We start from the raw sequence: 16,759 nt of genomic DNA, 5'->3' as shown, positions 1-16,759 counted from the left end.
CTTGCCTAGCGGCGTTCCGGTGCCACATGAGGCAATACGAAGAAGAGGAGAGAAAGTTGCCAACCTGCGATCTGGTCGATGTGTTTTGTGATGGGCCTTTGTCGGGCAACCCGCTTGGTGTTGTGCAAGGAGGGGATAACCTTAGCACAGAGGAAATGCAGGCCTACACCAATTGGCTCGGCTTTTCGGAGACAACTTTTCTGCTGCCACCCACAGCGCCCGAGGCGGATTACCGTGTGCGCATTTTCTATCCCGGCGGTGAGCTTCCTTTTGCGGGGCATCCGACCTTGGGATCGTGCCATTCATGGCTTGCCGCGGGCGGGAAACCGGCTCGCGAAGGAACCGTGGTGCAGCAGTGCGGAATTGGCCTTGTCGAAGTGCGCGTGGATGGCGACAACCTTGCCTTCAAAGCGCCCAGTCTTCTGAAATACGAACCGCTAACCGATGATGAGCGTGCCTTTGCGATTGCCACGACGGGCATTGACGAAGCGTCACTGGTCGAGGCGGTGCATGTGGTGAATGGCCCCAAATGGCAGCTTTTGCGCTTGAAATCCGCCGCAGATGTACTCGCCGCAAACCCTGCATCCAAGGCTCCGCTTGGCACTGATATTGGAATCGCTGGCCCCCATGAGACCGGATTTGAACGCGATTGGGAATTGCGAGCATTTTTTGCCGACACTCACGAACACCTCACTGAAGACCCGGTCACGGGCAGCTTCAATGCGGGCGTCGCGATCCATTTGTTTGGCACCGGCCTTGCAGCGGGTTCATACCGTGCAGGGCAGGGGCGAAAGATCGGCGCGAACGGGCTGGTGCTTTGCGAGCAGCATGCAAACGGCGATATCTGGATCGGAGGACGGTGCCATATTGTAAGCAAAAAAGGGACGCTCGCCTGAGTGCCTTAACGCCTGAGCGAACGTCCCATTGTGTCATGCTGAGTGCGATTAGCGGCAGCGAACATCGCCGCGGTCAAGTTCCCGGCCCAAGACCGCTCCCAGTGCGCCGCCAAGCAGCGTGCCTACGGTGCGGTCGCCGCGTGTGTCGATCGTGCGGCCAAGAAGCGCTCCAACGCCTGCGCCGATAACAAGACCGGTCGTTCCATTATCGCGCTCGCAATAATACCGGCCATCGCGGCCCCTCCAAACACGGTCACGGCTGCGAAGGCGGCGCGGTTCACGGTAACGCCCGCGGCGGTCATAGATGCGGTCGTTGTAATATCCACGACCCCGACGGTAATCGCGATCATCATCGTCCCAGTCATCATCCGCATAGTGAGATGTCAGGCTCATATCGATCAGTGAAGCGGTGGATGCAGGAGCAATCTCGGCGGCCTGTGCGGGCACGCTCAAAGCGGCAAGTGAGCCTGTCATGGCAATCATAGCAACAGTTTTCATCGGCGTTTCCTTTCAAGCCCCTCATGGGCGTGAATCGGTATTTCGTTCATCAAAGGCGAACGCCAGATGAACGGCACGTTGGAGTTCCGTTTAAGAGACGAAGCGATTGCCGCCTGCGACCAAATGGTGTGTGCGTGAAGTTCAGGTGCGACCAAATCAGGAGAGTTTGGCCTTTGCCCTCTTCCGCTCCTTAACCGACAATGCCTCCATCGCGGCAAGCTCGGCATAATCCTCTGCGGTCCCTTTCCCGGCGTGCAGGGCCAGAGACGCGCGTGCAATATCCCAGTGCTCGTGACCGATGGCTACACGTTCAAGGATATCGCCCGCCTCGGCCTCACCCATTTCCAGCACCCGAAAATACCATCCGCAGCGGGCGGTTTTAACGATAGTCGCCACCATGCCTTTGGAATTGCAGTGCTGGCCAAAGCGGTGCTCGATCTTCCAACACGGTTTGCGCGGCTGGCTGACTTCCAGCAGCGCCGTGCCAAGTCGGAAGCGGTCGCCAATATGGACTTGTGTTTCGATGAGGTCATCCACGCTAAGGTTTGACCCGAATGCGCCCGGCTCATTTAGCAGATCAATCGCGCCGAGTTTCTCGCGCCAGAAATCGTGGTGCGCCAGCGGATAGAGATGCACCGCCATATCCGGCCCGCCGTGGTTCTTGCAGTCGGCCTGTTCATCAGGGGCAAGGCCCTCTTCAAGGATCTGAACGGGCCCCACGCGCGGGCGTTTTATAAAGGCGCTCAGTTCTGCGTCGTTAAAGGGGCGGGCGGTGCCGGTGCAGATTGCTTCGAGCGTGCGTTTCAAATCTTCCTCACCGTGATGGCCAACCAGTCGCGCTGTGTTCCATCGCTGCCTTCGCCTGCGAAGACCTCGCTGTCAACGCGCTCAAACCCGGCTTCATCATAGGTCTGGATCAGCCAATCTGACGAGGGAAAATTGTGCAATCGGCCAAGCAAGTCGCGTCCGTCACTTTTGGCGTCTCCATCGCCCAATTTGTAGCTCGCATAATGATATCCTCCGGGCCTCAGGGCGCGGTGAATGCGCGCCAAAACATTAGGGAGCTCTGCGCGCGGGCAATGAAGCAGGCAGGCGTGGGCCCACACCGCATGATATTCGCCGCGTGCCTCTAGCTGATCGAAAGGCAACAAACGCGCATCGACGTCGTGGCGTTCATTGGCTTTGGCAACCATTGCCGGAATGCCGTCGGTTGCATCTAGGGTAAAGCCACGCTCTTTGATGCGCGCAGCATCACGGCCTGCGCCACATCCAAGCTCTAACACGCGCGCATGCTTGGGCAGGCGATCAAGAAACCCGTCCAGATGGCGCGAATGCGCGGCGGCGCTGCTCAAAGAAAAATGCGGCGCCTGCGACTGGTAGAAGTCATAAGTGGCAGGATCTATTTCTGGCATTGGATAATGCTATTTTTCGACCAGAAGGTGCTCGTAAGGGAAATCCGTCTTATCCCAATGCGACACATAGACATGGGGCGGGGCGAGAACGACACTCAACTGCCAGTCTGGCCTGATCGCTTGCAGTCGCTGATACTCTGCCTTGCTAAGCCGGGCGTTTCGCAGCCGCATACCCCACATGCGCGCGCCGTTTTCCGAGGCGGCTAACTGCTCATAAGCAGAAGAGGATGTGGCGCTAAAATCACCTTCTTGAGGGGCGTTGATGGAATTCCAAGGCTCAAGCGAGTCCCCGAAATCAAGAAACGTAAGTGCGGGGAAAAGGTCACTCTTCGACAAACGCTGAATGAAATTGTGATGTTGGAAGGCCGACCCGCAAGTCAGGTGCTCAAGTTTTTCCAGCGGCGCGTGAAGCTGTTCAAGGTCAAGCGGTTGAGGCACGCAGAGCAATTGCAAATTGGGCATGGCTGAAATGAGCCGCTCAAGCTGGCCCTCTTCAACAGATGAGAAATTGTGATCGCCCGGGTCCGTGGTCCTGATCCACAAAGTGCTCAGGACTGGAAAGGTGACACCGCTTTCTAGCACTTCTTCGAAATTGTATGTCCGTGAGCCATTGGCGCCCTGATCGGGTCCGCCGATGCGCAGACTACCCAAGGTTTCGGCCACGTCGCGCTCGCGCAGCACAGCCAGAAATTCATCCCAGCCTTGTGCATAGTCGGGCCCGTAATATTCGAGCGCCAGCATATCTCCGAGATGAGACGCACTCAGCCGCGCATGATCGTTGTCGATAAACCAACCGGTGCGTGGAAGGCTGGATGGATCGAAGTTTCCTTCGTCGTCTTCCTCGCCAAATTCCTCAAGCAGATGCGCGTTAATGCGCCGCTGGGCGTTTGTTATGATGGCCATTGCTCGGTCGATCTGGGTGGTCATCATTGCGCCCTTTTCTAACTGGTTGTGTTTTCCCTCAGGGCCGCTTCTTCGCGGTCTCTTTCAGCACGAGACTTCTTCTGCGCGGCTGTCTTGAGTTGCCCGCACGCTGCATCAATATCGCGCCCTCGCGGAGTACGCACAGGCGCGCTGATGCCGCCTTCGAAGACGATGTCGCTAAACGCCTTGATCCGTTCCGGCGTCGAGCATTCATATTCCGCGCCCGGCCACGGGTTGAACGGGATCAGGTTTACCTTGGCGGGCAAATTGAACTTTTTGAGAAGACGGACAAGCTCATGCGCGTCTTCATCTGAGTCGTTCTTGTCTTTGAGCATCACATATTCAAACGTGATCCGCCGCGCGTTGGAGGCTCCGGGATAATCGGCACATGCCTGTAGCAGGTCTTCGATCCCGTACTTCTTGTTCAAGGGCACGATCTCGTCGCGCACTTCCTTGTTTACCGCATGGAGTGAAACCGCGAGATTGACGCCGATCTCCTCACCGCAGCGCTCCATCGCCGGGATAACTCCGCTGGTGGACAGAGTGATCCGGCGCTTTGACAGAGCAAGACCCTCGCCATCCATCACCAGTTTCAACGCGTCGCGCACATAGTCGAAGTTATAGAGCGGCTCGCCCATGCCCATCATCACGATGTTGGTGAGCAGGCGGCCGTCAGACGTGTAGTCACCAGCATCCTCCGCCTCATCGAGGCCGTCCATCACGCCTTTGGGCCATTCGCCCAGAGCATCACGGGCAAGCATAACCTGACCCACGATTTCACCAGGGGTAAGGTTGCGCACAAGACGCATGGTACCGGTGTGGCAGAAAGTGCAGTTCAATGTGCAGCCTACTTGAGAAGACACACACAGCGTTCCGCGATCTGCATCAGGAATAAAAACCATCTCGAAATCGTGGCCATCATCGGTTTGCAGCAGCCATTTGCGCGTGCCGTCAGATGAATGCTGAGCCTCGACCACATTTGGACGACCGATCACAAACCTCTGGGAAAGCCACGGGCGCATCGCCTTGGAAATATCGGTCATCGCGTCAAAATCGGTGACGCCGCGGTGATAAATCCAGTGATACACCTGTTTGGAACGCAGCTTCGCCTGCTTCGCATCAAGGCCAGCTTCGGCAAAAATCTCGCGGATGCGGGGACGGGAGACGCCCATAAGGTCGATACGACCATCCTCGCGGGGCGTGATATCACGCGCGACGGGAACCGGATCCACCTGTCCGGGAATTGTCATTAGGTTCGTATCTGCCATGGTTGGTGGCGCATATAAGCGTGCGCGCGCGGTTTGTCAGCTTCTACTTGCGCAGCCGACGACGCTTGCATCCATCGCAGTGGCGGCACCAGTCAAACTGTATCGGTCGGAAAAACGCGCACCATTGCTGCCACGAGCAGCGACCGTCATGCGCGATGCTGAACGCATTGCGGCGATGATGCCGGCATCAACACTGTTATTCGCGGCCCACGCATTGCGGCCTTGGGTGACCAGCTCGAATTTCTTGTCACCGATGGTAAGGGTTGCGCTTGCATCCTCCCCCGTTTCGCGTGACAGACGAAAGTAGACCTGTCCGCGAAGGCCCTTGTCCGGCCAGGTGGCGACACTTGCGAAGGGACCAGCTGACCCGGAACGCGGCTTTGCAATGGCGTAGCAGCGCGAGGGGGTGTCATCGCGAAACGCTGCCCAATTGGAATAGACGCCAAGGCTGTCGCGTGCAGCGGCGGGGGCAGCCAGAGGGAGCGTGGCAGTTGCCAGAAGGCAGCATAGAAGCGCAATTCGAGTGTGCATCACACTGCTTAGATTGCCGCTCTTAAACGAATATGCAACCGCCAAACCATTATGTCTGATACTTTGAAGAAACGATCAAAGGCGCTGTCCTATTGGCTGCGTCATGCGCCTGAGAAAGGCGGAATTACGCTTAATGCGGAAGGTTGGGCCGATGTTGGCGCGGTCCTCGGCGCTTTGGAAAAGAAGGGCCTTGCCACCGACCTCGCTCTGCTCACCCGAGTGGTTGAGGAGAATGACAAGAAGCGCTTTGAGTTCTCACCCGACCAAGCTCAGATCAGAGCGCGGCAGGGGCACTCGATAGCTGTCGAAGGCTCATGGGAGCGCGCTGATCCTCCAACGATCTTGTACCACGGGACGGTCGAGAAATTTATGGAGGCGATCGAGGCGGAAGGGCTGACCAAGCGAAACCGCCATCACGTTCACCTATCGCCAGACCTTGAAACCGCGAACACAGTTGGCGGGCGGCGGGGCAAGCCAGTGATCTTGGCAATCGACGCGGCAGCCATGGTGGAGGCGGGTTTTGAGTTCTATCTCTCGGCCAATGGCGTGTGGCTGGTGGACGCGGTTCCGCCGCGCTTTTTTAGGCGCGCCTAGTCATAGCTAACCGCCATCACTTCCCACTCTTTGAGGCCTCCGGGAAGCTTTACCGTCCGGCAATCCCCAACCGATGCGCCTTTGAGGGCCTTAGCGATGGGCGAAGACCACCCGATGCGCCCCTTGCCAGCGTCCTGTTCGTCATCGCCAACAATCTGAACCGTCATGCGTTCATCGTCCTCATCGGCAAGCTCTACCCGGGCGCCAAAGAAAACACGGGCCTTGTCGGGTTGCTCGGACGGATCAACCACGCGGCACGCCTTCATCCGGCGTGAGAGATAGCCAAGCTCGCGGTCAATTTCGCGCATACGCTTTCGACCATAGAGATAGTCGCCGTTCTCGCTGCGGTCGCCGTTTCCGGCTGCCCAGCTGACGATCTCTACGATCTCGGGTCGTTCCTTGCCCAGCAAATGGTCATAGCGCGCCTTTAAGGACGCCATGCCTTCAGGCGTGATGGGCGGGCCCGGCTTACTCGCCATGGAAGCTGACCTTAGGGCAGGAAGCGATCGACAGTTCGCGGAAGGCCGGCCTCATCTGGATACATATGCGAATATGTGACCGCATTGCCGATGACGCGCATCACGTAATAACGGGTCTCGAAATTCGCCGGGATCTTCTCGATCCATTCGACCCAATCGATGCCACCATTGCGTGGGTCGCCGTTGAGACGCACCCATTGGCGCACACGCCCTGGACCTGCGTTGTAAGACGCAATCGCAAGCGGATATGCGCCCCGATAAAGGTCCATCCGCCGTGAGAAGTGAGCATCGCCCAAAGTGATGTTGTAGAGCGGGTCTTCTGTCAGCGAAGCGCTCATATACTGAATGCCGAGAATGCCCGCCTCTTCGCGCGCGGTGCTGCGCAGAAGTTGCATCATGCCAATCGCGTTCGCGTGGCTTTTGCGGGTGCGATCAAACTCGCTTTCCTGACGGGCAATGGCGTGAACCATGGTCCAATCGTTGACACGCGGGGTTGGAACGATGGGGAAACCTGCACGCTCAACGCCCTTAATGCCGCTGGCGCCTGCTTCCATGCCAAGGACAACAGCCATTTCAGGCAGAGCCGTTTGTTCGGCAAGCTGCGCGTACATTGCGACATCTTCCGGTGTTTTTGCACTTGCACCGATGGCTTGGAAGAAACGGCGCTCGGTTTGCCATTTTTGACGATTGCTCGCGATGGAGCGGATGGCTTTCACCAGTGGACGCGCCTCAAATTCGACGCGTTTTGCCTCATCCCAATTGACTGCTGGAAGCTGGGCAAAGGTCGGCATCGGACGGCCCAAAGCGCCAAGGGCAAGCTGTCCGTAATAATAGTGCGGATACTCGGCAGCCTTCTCAAAATAGGCCTGCGCATCTGCCGTGAGTCCGGCCTGGCGTGCGGCGCGGCCTGCCCAGAAATAGCCTTTCGATTTCGTCAGAGGGGTTCGCGCTGCATCGCCATATCGGTCGAACATCGGCGCTGCGGTCGCGCCACTACCCATGCGCCATAGGGCGTTGGTGCCGCCCTTCCACATAAGGTCGGTGTAACGATCACGCAGGCGGAAAGAGCCTTTGGATATGTCTGTTCCTGGCGCAAATAGGTCATCGATCTTGCTGGCGATCCGTACCGTGTCGGCAACATTTGCCGCTTCGGCGCTGGTCAACATGACGCCGACCAAATCCTCCGCATTGAACGCGGGGGAGGCAAATTGTGGGCGATTTTTCAGCAGGTTGATCGCAGACGCGCGGTCCCCGCGTTTGAGGTAATAGCTCGCCAGATTATAAACATAGCCCGCGTCATTCATCGCGCTAGCAGGGATCGTAAGACCTGCCGCCGACGGTGTGGACCCGCGCACAAGAGCAAGCCGCGCCAAAGCCATATCGCGCATGGCAGGATCAAGATTGATCAAATTGCGCTCAACCGCCTCTGCCTCGCCCTGCCAAAGCAAAGCGTCAATACGGGCTGCGTGATCTTCCGGCGTAAAGCGCGATCCATAAAGCCCGGTCAGATACGCCTCTGTTGGTCCCGACATTTGGCCGCCGCGCCATGCTTCGCGCGCGACATCAAACGCGTCAGCACGCTGAGCACCTGCAAGCGAAAGAGCGTAACGCGCGCGCCCAGCGTTGGTGAGCGGCGCATGCATGTCGAAAAAGGCGAGGATATCGGCCTGTGAGGGCGCTTCTTCATCCAACCGGCTTTCCGCTTTGCTGCGAATAATCTCCATCCGCGGGAAATCGGGATATTTGAGCGCAAAGCCCGCATAGGTTCCGAAAGTGTAGGTGCCGTCGCCCTGCAATTGTTCCCACCGCGCAATCGCCGCGCCTGCAAACTGTGGCTGGCCCGCGACCATATTTCCGCGCTGGTTTCCTTCGCCCATTTGGGCCGAAGACGGGGTGGAAAGCGCTCCGATTGAACACGCTGCAAGAGCTGCCAAGGCAATGGGTGATGTAAGCAAATTTCTGACCATGCTGGACATAATGCCGCTGGGCTCCTTAGTAGGCGCTGAACGAGAGGGTGGTTGACGCCCCTTCAACCAATTTCAAGACTATTGTTCAATACAGGATTATTACAATGTTCAGCGGCTCCATTCCCGCTCTAGCGACTCCTTTTCGCGACGGATCGTTTGACGAGAGCGCTTTTCGCAAACTTGTCGATTGGCAAATCGAAAACGGCAGCTCTGCTTTGGTGCCTTGCGGGACCACGGGCGAGGCGTCGACACTTTCCAATGCAGAGCATCACCGAGTGATCGAAGTTTGCATTGAACAGGCCGCGGGCCGGGTGCCAGTGATCGCAGGTTGCGGGTCGAATGACACGCGCAATGCCGCCTTGCACATGAACTTTGCCAAGAAAGCGGGCGCGGCGGCGGGACTGTGTGTGGCGCCTTATTACAACCGGCCAAGCCAGGCGGGACTGATCGCGCATTTCAGCTATTTGGCGGAAACCTGCGACCTGCCGATTGTTCTATACAACGTGCCGAGCCGCACTGTGACGGACATTGAAGACGAAACCGTCGTAGAACTCGTCAAGAAATACCCTGAGCAAATTGTTGCGATCAAGGATGCCAGCGGCGATTTGAGCCGGGTGGCCGATCACCGCATGGGCATTGGCCGCGATTTCTGCCAGCTTTCAGGCAATGATGAACTGTGGCTGCCGCACAATGCCGCAGGGGGCAGGGGCGCAATTTCGGTGACCGCCAATGTTGCGCCGGCTCTGTGTGCGGAATTCCAGGAGGCGATCAACAATAACGAGCTTAAACGCGCGCGCGAGCTGAATGACCGCCTGTTTCCCCTGCACTATGCAATGTTCTCTGATGCGAGCCCTGCACCTGTGAAATATGCGCTAAGCCGCGTGCACGACTGGTTCTCGCCTTCCGTCCGCTTGCCGATTGTCGAGGCTTCAGACGCCTCGCGCGAAGCGGTCGATTCAGCGCTTGAGCATGCTGGGCTGGTTTGAGGTCGATATGATTAGAGCATTTTCGAATACGTGGTTTTATTGGCTCTTGGTCCCATGCGTTTTTGCAGCTTGGCAATTGTCCCTAACTCCTGAGACTGCAGCTGATCCGATTATAACAGAGCGGGTTTTCCTGCTCGACTTCGCCCTTCTATTGCCGCTGTTGTATTTCGTGTTTTTGCGTTCCCGCGTTCCGCCCAGAGCAGCCATTTTGCGTTCGCTTGCTCTTGGCGCAGCAGGAATTCAGCTATGCGGCTTGGCTTATGCCAGAGGGCACTGGCCAAGTGCTCCCGTTTCTTAATTGGCTCCGATGGACAGTGCTGCCTGTCATTATTTTTATCGAGCTCGCCGCCTTCGTTGCGCTCATGCGCTATTTGTATGGTTCAGAGCCCAAAGAAGAAGAGTTGGTGAAGCAGGGAATACCCGCGCCTGTAGTCAAGCTTTTGCTGATTGAGGCGCGCTTTTGGAAACGGGTCTTTCGTTTCCTGACCGGACGCAGCGACTAAAGCACTTCGTCCTCGTCCAAGAGCGCTTCGGCAAAGCCTTCGGGTTCGCCTGAATAGATCGCATCGCTCAAGGTTTCGATCTGCGCGCCTACGTTTTCCGGATTTTCGACCTGCGCGATATGAAACATCGCGTCGCCCTGGTGCACGACGGGCAGGGTGGCGTGGCCGATGATGATACCGTCAATCGGGCTCACAAGCTCCTCTGGCTCCTCACCGAAAAGGCCGGACACAGCCGCCAGCAAGTCGCCTTTCCTAACCGCATCGCCTGACTTGCAGGCCCTGTGGGATACTCCGCCGCGCGGGGAGCGGACCCATTGCGTTTTCTTGGAGCGCGCAGAGGGTGTGGCTGGCGGCACATCTTCATCAAGCTCGATCATCCCGAGGTGAGCAAGAACGCGCTTGATACCGGTGACGCCCGTTTCAATGGAAAAGCGATCAAACCGCAGCGCTTCGCCGGTTTCCATCAAAAGCATATCAACGCCCTCTTTGGCAGCAAGCGCGCGCAAGGAACCATCGCGCAGAGGGCTTTCGATTATAACGGGCGCGGCGAAAGCTTTGGCGAGCTCTGCCAGTCGCGGATTTCCTGCGGCGATGCGGATTTGAGGCAGGTTGTAGCGGTGAATTGCAGCGGTATGGATATCAATGCCAAGCGAGGCGCGGCTCACAACCTCATTGAAAAAGACATTGGCAACCTGGCCCGCAAGCGATCCGTTTGCACTGCCGGGAAAAGAGCGATTCAGATCACGCCGGTCGGGCAGATAGCGGTTGTGATTGAGGAAGCCGAAAATGTTGGTAACCGGCACCAGCATCAGCGTGCCCGCTAGCTCTTTTGCGTCCAGATGGGCTGCAAGTCTCTGGATTATGGCGGTGCCGTTAAGCTCGTCGCCATGGATCGCACCGCTTATAAAGACAGTTGGCCCCGGTTTTGCGCCATGCAGAACGCGCACGGCGAGCTGCGAGTTATAGCCGGTCGCCATGGTCGTAATCGGCAAGCCGATGTCGGCCTCGCTTCCGGTCGAAACCGTCTCGCCGCCTATAGTAAAACTGGTCAATTCAAAGGGCCTTCATGCCGTTGATATTTTGCTTGGCGTTCACTGCGCTTCAATTACGCAGCTTGGCAAGCGAGAAGTGTGAGCCTATCTGCCACCCCACCATGGCACGTCCTAAACCCGAAACTTTCGACAAGCACAAAGTCGTCGCAGAAAATCGCCGTGCGCGGTTTGATTATCATATCGAGGACAAGTTTGAGGCAGGCCTCGCGCTGCAAGGCACCGAGGTGAAAGCTCTGCGCGCAGGTCAGGCGACGATTGCGGAAAGCTATGCCGAGGTTCGCGATGGCGAGGTTTGGCTCGTGAATGCCAATCTTCCTGAATACAGCCACGGCAACAGGTTGAACCACGAACCTAAGCGTCCGCGCAAATTGCTCCTTCACGAGCGAGAGATCAACAAGCTCTTTGGCGCGGTCGAGCGCAAAGGCATGACGATTGTTCCGCTCTCGATCTATTTTAACCGCACAGGTCGCGCGAAGGTGGAGTTGGCACTTGCAAAGGGCAAGCAGGCTCACGACAAACGCGCCAGTGTCAAAGATCGGGATTGGAAGCGGGACAAGGCGCGCCTAATGCGAGAGCGGTCTTAAGGTCGCTTTTCACGCCAGCGGTCATCATCTTGACGCAAAACAAAGTAATTTTGTCGCTATTCTAATTCACCCATTGGTCAGATGACCTGTGCTACCCATATGAGTGATCATGGTGGAACACACATCTCTTTACAGCCATCGCTCTGCAGCGCTCTTGCGTGCTTGCGGAAGGCGGTTGTGTAAATGAGCGTGCATTCACCATCATCTCCCGGCTTCTTTCCCAATCCCTGGATTTGGATGAAGCATCGCCTTGGCCGCACTATGCCAAGCCGTGAGGAAATGGCTAAGAACAGATATTTGGCACCTATTGGTCACCGTTTTCTCAACCCGGAATTGTGGCGCTTTACCCGCCGGTCGGTTCCCCGCGGTGTGGCCTTGGGTTTGTTCGCAGCGTTCATTATCCCTGTGGGCCAGATTTTTCTGGCGGCATTTCTTGCGTGGCCAGCGCGGGCAAATGTGCCTCTCGCTGCTGCGGTCACATTCGTGACAAATCCGTTCACCATTGCTTTTTGGGCAGTGGTAGCGAACCGGGTCGGCAATTTCATCCTGCGCATTGATGCCACCGCGACCGAAATGGTGATGACGCAGGCCGATAGCAGTTGGTGGGTTTACATCGTTGATGCGTTTCAGGTGGCAGGCGTCACCGTGGTGGGCTTTTTTGTGCTTGCCGTTGTGACGTCATCGGTGGGTTATCTGGCGGCTGGCTGGATCTGGCGCTTCATTGTGGGCCGGAAAGTTGCACGCAAACGGGCAAAACGCCTTAATCTTGAGACAGCAAGCCTCGACCCTGAGCACGGCTCGAAGTAATAGTCTTGACCAGACGAGATAGACGCCGACCCCAAGTGGGCGGGTTTGATCGGGATTGAGACTATCAAGAGCGTGATCGGGAAAGGCGTGGCTGGCAAAAGCGTGGACGGCACATCTGCACAAATCGACAAAAATCCCGTGTCAGGTCCCCCCGCTGGACCTGCGAAAGGTCTTGCCCCTTCCACCCAACTGCCCACGCAACTGCCATCTGAGAAACCAAACAGGCTTCTGCTTGCAGCAGTTGGGGCCGCACTTTTGTTGAGCGCTGCTCTGATCTTTGCCGTCACGTCCAGTCCGGTAATGGCTGGGGTCTATATCGGCGGGCTGATCGTATTATTGCTTGGCGCATTTGCGGCTGAACGATTTACCGGCGTTACGGAACAAGCGGAAATCGCGACGCCCGATTGGTCGGTCACAGTTGCCGCCATTGAAACGGGGAACGACGCTGTTCCCCAAGCGATAGCAATCACCGACAGAGCCAACAGGCTGGTGTGCGCGAACAAAACCTTCCTTGCAGCCTTCGGTACTCAGGCGGCGCCTCCCATGCTTGATGCCGAGCGTCCGGCATTGGAAGATATCAACCGTGCCGCCCGAGCTGCCTGGCGTGATGGCGAAGCGGTGATTGAAGAGTTTGTCGACAGCAGCCTGCGCAGTTGGGGTGTTCGCGCGACGCGGGCCGGGCGCGGTGATGATCACCTCATCTGGCGCCTGACGCGCAAGATTGTTCCGACCGCTAGCGAAGCATTACAGGTTGATCTTTCCGGTCCACTCAGCGGCATCCTGAGCCGGGCTGGCATTGAGGCAGCTATCACAGGTCCTGACGGAACCATCCGCAGTGTTGGTGCAGGCTTTGCCGAAAGGGCGGTCGGAGATCCCGCCGCAACCTTGGTGGGTCAGTCGTTTGTGTCTTTCCTTCGCGCCGATGAGCGCGAACGCATCTTCTTCGCCCGCGAAGGGCGCAGTGGAACGCCGCAGACTTTGATTGATGTGCCTTTGTCGGAGGCTCCGCTTGCTGGCACTGCTCCATCACCGGAAGACGGTGCGACCCTGATGCTGTTGGTGGACAGCGGCGTTGGTGTCGGAAGCGGTTGGGATGGATCGGCGCAGGCCGGCGTTGCCCAGCTTGAGGCGCTTTTGGCGCAATTGCCACTGGGCCTTGCGATGACCGACCGCGACGGGCGGTTCTTGTTTGGCAATGAAGCATTCCTGCGATCAGTCGGCAGAGGCGAGGGTGAATTGCCAGCCTTCCCGACAGACCTTGTCGTGCGCGAAGACAAAACCCCGCTTTCCGATGCTGTGCGCCGCTATGGCCGTGGACCCGCGTCGAGAGGCGACATGGCTGTTCGGCTAAGTTCGCAGCCTGATGAGCCTGTATCAATGGGGCTTGCAGGCGTTCGCGGGCTTGGTGAGGCAGCCGTTCTGCTCAGCCTTGCTGACAGTTCGGAAGAGACACAGCTTAAACGTCAGGTTGCACAGGCCACGAAAATGCAGGCGGTCGGTCAACTGGCAGGCGGCGTTGCGCACGACTTTAACAATGTCCTGACTGCGATCATCGGGACATGCGATCTTATGCTGCTGCGCCATACGCCAGGCGACAGCGACTATGACGATATTCAGCAAATCCGCGCGAACTCGAACCGTGCGGCTGCATTGACCCGCCAATTGCTCGCCTTCTCACGTCAGCAAACCTTGCGGCCAGAGATCCTGCAATTGCCCGATGTGATCAGCGAGGTTGGTCCTCTTATCAAGCGACTTCTGGGTGAGAAGATCGACTATCACGTCCAACATGACCGCAACCTTGGCCAAGTGCGCGCCGACCCGCAGCAGCTTGAGCAGGTCATTATGAATCTGGCCGTGAACGCGCGAGATGCGATTAACACCAATGGCGCTCATGGCCGCACCAGCAAAGAGAATGTCCAGGGGCGCATTTCGCTACTCACCCGCAGCGTTAAATCGCACGAGGTGGTCAAGTTCGGTTCGGAGATTTTGCCAGCTGCAGACTACACGGTCCTGATCGTGCAGGACAATGGCGGCGGTATCCCTACCGAGGTCCTGCCAAAACTGTTTGAGCCATTCTTTACGACCAAGGAGCTTGGCAAGGGCACGGGGCTTGGCCTTTCGACCGTTTACGGGATCGTCAAGCAAACCGGCGGCTTTATCTTTGCTGACAATGTGACAAACACTTCGGGCCGGCCAATGGGCGCGCGCTTCACCATTTATTTGCCAGTGCACGCAGGCGAAGCGCCTCAAAGGCGCAAGGTCGAAGCACCCGAAACCTCGTCCGAATGGTCGGCTGGGGGCAGGGTCCTGCTGGTCGAAGACGAAGATATGGTGCGCGCCGTTGCCGAACGCGCTCTTGTAAGGGCCGGTTATCAGATCACAGCATGCAGCGATGGCGAGGACGGACTGGAAGCCTTTGAAGCCGACAGCGACTTCGATATTGTTGTCAGCGACGTTGTTATGCCCGGCATGGATGGTCCGGCCATGGTGCGCGGTATCCGCAAGCTGAATCCTGAGATCCCTGTGCTCTTCATGTCCGGCTATGCAGAAGAGGCTTTGCGTAAAGACATCGACGTGCCCCACATGCACTTTTTGCCCAAACCCTTTAGCGTCGCTGCGATCACCGATAAGGTCGCCATGGTTATGTCTGAGGCACGGGCACAAAAGGCCGATTAGTCGTAAGTGGCGGGCGTTCATATGGCATAAAGCCTCAGAATCGCAGGCATTGTGTTCGGTTTATGGGGAGTTTGCATGAAACAGGTACATTGGCTCTTGGCTGCGGGCGCGGGCGCGCTTTTGAGTTCCGCAGCAGCGTCGCAGACCACGAACGCGAGCGGCGAGGAAACCTCTCAGGGTGATGTGTCGGTCACGATCTACAATTCCAATCGCGCGCTTATTCAGGATGTGCGTCAGATCGACATCGATAGGGGCCGCAGCCGCGTGGAATTGCCCGATGTTTCCGCCAGCATAAGCCCGCAGACCTTGAGCTTTTACGCTCCGCAAACCACGATCATCGAACAGAATTTCGATTTCGATCTCCTCACTCCGGGCAAGCTGATGGACAAGGCCATTGGCGAGACGGTCACCTTGCTGCGTACAAATCCCGCCACGGGCCGTGAAACGCGCGAGCGTGCCAAGGTGCTCTCAACAGCAGGCGGCGTCGTGGTGCAGATTGGCAACCGGATCGAGGTTTTGCGCGATGATGGTCTGCCGGTGCGTGTGATCTTTGACGAAGTGCCGCCAAACCTGCGCGCGCGGCCAACGCTCTCCGTCAATCTGGAAAGCACGGGATCGGGACGGCGCCCTGTTTCGATCCGCTATTTGTCAAGCGGGCTTGGATGGAGCGCGGATTACGTCGCTTTGTTCAATGAAGAGAACAGCACGATTGATATGCAGGGCTGGGTAACGCTCACAAACAACACGGGAACTACCTTTCACCGTGCTAACACATTGCTGGTCGCTGGAGACCCTGTCAGCAACAGGCGCGGCGGGCGCGGCTCTGTCAACATGAGCACCCTTTCGCCCGGTACAGAGGCTGCTGACCGGGAGCGGCTGGGTGACTTTTATCTCTACCCGATTGCCGAACGCACAACGATCGCCAACGCCCAAACAAAGCAGGTGAGCTTCCTGGACGTGCAAAGCGTGCCTGCACGCAAGGTCTATACGCGCAATGTTGGTTGGCTCGCCAATGATAGCAACCCGATCAACGTCGCAAGCGGCATATCCTTTTCCACCTCGCGTGATCAGGGGCTGGGCGATGCTCTGCCCGCGGGTACGGTGCGTTTTTATCAGCGCGACAGTCAAGGCACGCCGCAGTTTATCGGCGAGAACGGTCTTGGTCATACGCCTATGGGTAGTGAGCTCTTGCTTCAAACGGGCGCTGCTTTTGACATCACTGTTCAAGCGGAGGTCGAATCCCGCGAGTCAATTACATCAAGGGAATGGGAGCGCACCGCGCGATACCGTGTGATAGAGGATGGCGAGGTAACGCGTCAGTACGACGTCGAGCGTCCCAAACGCTTTTACCGAACAACCATGCGCTACACCCTCACCAATGCCAAATCGCAAGCGGTTGACGTTGATCTGACCCAATCGGGCCTGATGCGATATTGGTGGGCGGATGATTTCCGCATTGTCAGCGAGGATGTCGAAGGCAAGCAGATCAATGCCGACCTTCGTAAATGGATCGTCCCTGTGCCTGCCGAGGGTAAGCGGGTCGTAAGGGTCGTCTACGAGACACGATACTGAGGAAAGGGCA

The 16,759-nt window shown here is 57.5% G+C and carries 17 protein-coding genes; 8 read left to right on the top strand and 9 right to left on the bottom strand.

Going from position 1 to position 16,759, the window contains the following annotated elements; all coding sequences use genetic code 11:
• Window positions 1-56: 56 nt before the first annotated feature.
• Window positions 57-896 carry a PhzF family phenazine biosynthesis protein gene (locus tag AC0V6Q_RS05970; RefSeq protein WP_486167491.1) on the top strand — a complete coding sequence of 280 codons (840 nt, stop codon included), beginning with the start codon at window positions 57-59 and terminating at the stop codon, window positions 894-896.
• A 48-nt stretch (window positions 897-944) separates the two neighbouring features.
• On the opposite strand, the gene AC0V6Q_RS05965 is transcribed toward AC0V6Q_RS05970, so the two are convergent.
• From AC0V6Q_RS05965 to AC0V6Q_RS05940, 6 genes are all read right to left on the bottom strand, one after another.
• The gene (locus AC0V6Q_RS05965) at window positions 945-1,394 is read right to left on the bottom strand and encodes a glycine zipper 2TM domain-containing protein (protein WP_486167490.1); all 450 of its coding nucleotides are present in this window, start codon (window positions 1,392-1,394) and stop codon (window positions 945-947) included.
• 156 nt (window positions 1,395-1,550) lie between these two features.
• Window positions 1,551-2,201: an MOSC domain-containing protein gene (locus AC0V6Q_RS05960; RefSeq protein ID WP_486167489.1), complete on the bottom strand. Its 651-nt coding sequence runs from the start codon at window positions 2,199-2,201 to the stop codon at window positions 1,551-1,553.
• Window positions 2,198-2,806, bottom strand: coding sequence for a class I SAM-dependent methyltransferase (locus AC0V6Q_RS05955; protein ID WP_486167488.1), 609 nt, complete (start codon window positions 2,804-2,806; stop codon window positions 2,198-2,200). The genes AC0V6Q_RS05960 and AC0V6Q_RS05955 overlap by 4 nt, the downstream gene beginning before the upstream one ends.
• A 9-nt stretch (window positions 2,807-2,815) precedes the next feature.
• On the bottom strand, window positions 2,816-3,733 hold the full coding sequence (locus AC0V6Q_RS05950) for a hypothetical protein (RefSeq protein ID WP_486167487.1): 918 nt from the start codon (window positions 3,731-3,733) through the stop codon (window positions 2,816-2,818).
• A gap of 14 nt (window positions 3,734-3,747) precedes the next feature.
• A complete protein-coding gene (gene rlmN / locus AC0V6Q_RS05945) occupies window positions 3,748-4,998 on the bottom strand; it encodes a dual-specificity RNA methyltransferase RlmN (protein ID WP_486167486.1) in 1,251 nt (416 codons plus the stop codon).
• A 36-nt stretch (window positions 4,999-5,034) separates the two neighbouring features.
• Entirely contained in the window at window positions 5,035-5,529 is a 495-nt protein-coding gene (locus AC0V6Q_RS05940) for an invasion associated locus B family protein (protein WP_486167485.1), read from the bottom strand.
• A 51-nt stretch (window positions 5,530-5,580) separates the two neighbouring features.
• On the opposite strand from AC0V6Q_RS05940, the gene AC0V6Q_RS05935 reads away from it, so the two are divergent.
• Entirely contained in the window at window positions 5,581-6,123 is a 543-nt protein-coding gene (locus tag AC0V6Q_RS05935) for an RNA 2'-phosphotransferase (protein WP_486167484.1), read from the top strand.
• Here AC0V6Q_RS05935 and greB read toward each other — a convergent pair.
• Together greB and AC0V6Q_RS05925 are read right to left on the bottom strand one after the other, a co-directional pair.
• Window positions 6,120-6,602, bottom strand: coding sequence for a transcription elongation factor GreB (gene greB / locus AC0V6Q_RS05930; protein ID WP_486167483.1), 483 nt, complete (start codon window positions 6,600-6,602; stop codon window positions 6,120-6,122). The genes AC0V6Q_RS05935 and greB overlap by 4 nt on opposite strands.
• An 11-nt stretch (window positions 6,603-6,613) precedes the next feature.
• Window positions 6,614-8,578: a lytic transglycosylase domain-containing protein gene (locus tag AC0V6Q_RS05925; RefSeq protein ID WP_486167482.1), complete on the bottom strand. Its 1,965-nt coding sequence runs from the start codon at window positions 8,576-8,578 to the stop codon at window positions 6,614-6,616.
• Window positions 8,579-8,673: 95 nt separating this feature from the next.
• Between AC0V6Q_RS05925 and dapA the strand changes: the two genes are divergently transcribed.
• Complete coding sequence (dapA, locus tag AC0V6Q_RS05920) at window positions 8,674-9,555, top strand: 4-hydroxy-tetrahydrodipicolinate synthase (protein WP_486167481.1); 882 nt, start codon at window positions 8,674-8,676, stop codon at window positions 9,553-9,555.
• A 224-nt stretch (window positions 9,556-9,779) separates the two neighbouring features.
• A complete protein-coding gene (locus AC0V6Q_RS05915) occupies window positions 9,780-10,058 on the top strand; it encodes a hypothetical protein (RefSeq protein WP_486167480.1) in 279 nt (92 codons plus the stop codon).
• Here the strand turns inward: AC0V6Q_RS05915 and AC0V6Q_RS05910 are convergent.
• A complete protein-coding gene (locus AC0V6Q_RS05910) occupies window positions 10,055-11,110 on the bottom strand; it encodes a succinylglutamate desuccinylase/aspartoacylase family protein (protein WP_486167479.1) in 1,056 nt (351 codons plus the stop codon). The genes AC0V6Q_RS05915 and AC0V6Q_RS05910 overlap by 4 nt on opposite strands.
• Window positions 11,111-11,211: 101 nt before the next feature.
• Here AC0V6Q_RS05910 and smpB point away from each other — a divergent pair, with 101 nt between their 5' ends.
• The 4 genes from smpB (at window position 11,212) to AC0V6Q_RS05890 (ending at window position 16,749) form a co-directional block, all read left to right on the top strand.
• The gene (smpB, locus tag AC0V6Q_RS05905) at window positions 11,212-11,694 is read left to right on the top strand and encodes an SsrA-binding protein SmpB (protein WP_486167478.1); all 483 of its coding nucleotides are present in this window, start codon (window positions 11,212-11,214) and stop codon (window positions 11,692-11,694) included.
• 183 nt (window positions 11,695-11,877) lie between these two features.
• Window positions 11,878-12,501, top strand: a complete 624-nt coding sequence (locus AC0V6Q_RS05900; protein ID WP_486167477.1) for a DUF2062 domain-containing protein — start codon at window positions 11,878-11,880, stop codon at window positions 12,499-12,501.
• 300 nt (window positions 12,502-12,801) lie between these two features.
• A complete protein-coding gene (locus tag AC0V6Q_RS05895) occupies window positions 12,802-15,177 on the top strand; it encodes a response regulator (RefSeq protein WP_486169263.1) in 2,376 nt (791 codons plus the stop codon).
• Between the two features lie 75 nt (window positions 15,178-15,252).
• Window positions 15,253-16,749, top strand: coding sequence for a DUF4139 domain-containing protein (locus AC0V6Q_RS05890; protein ID WP_486167476.1), 1,497 nt, complete (start codon window positions 15,253-15,255; stop codon window positions 16,747-16,749).
• Window positions 16,750-16,759 lie beyond the last annotated feature (10 nt).

The organism is Erythrobacter sp. S227 (assembly GCF_057364925.1).
The sequence above is the reverse complement of the archived record's forward strand: the minus strand, read 5'-3'. Positions and strand labels throughout refer to the sequence as shown.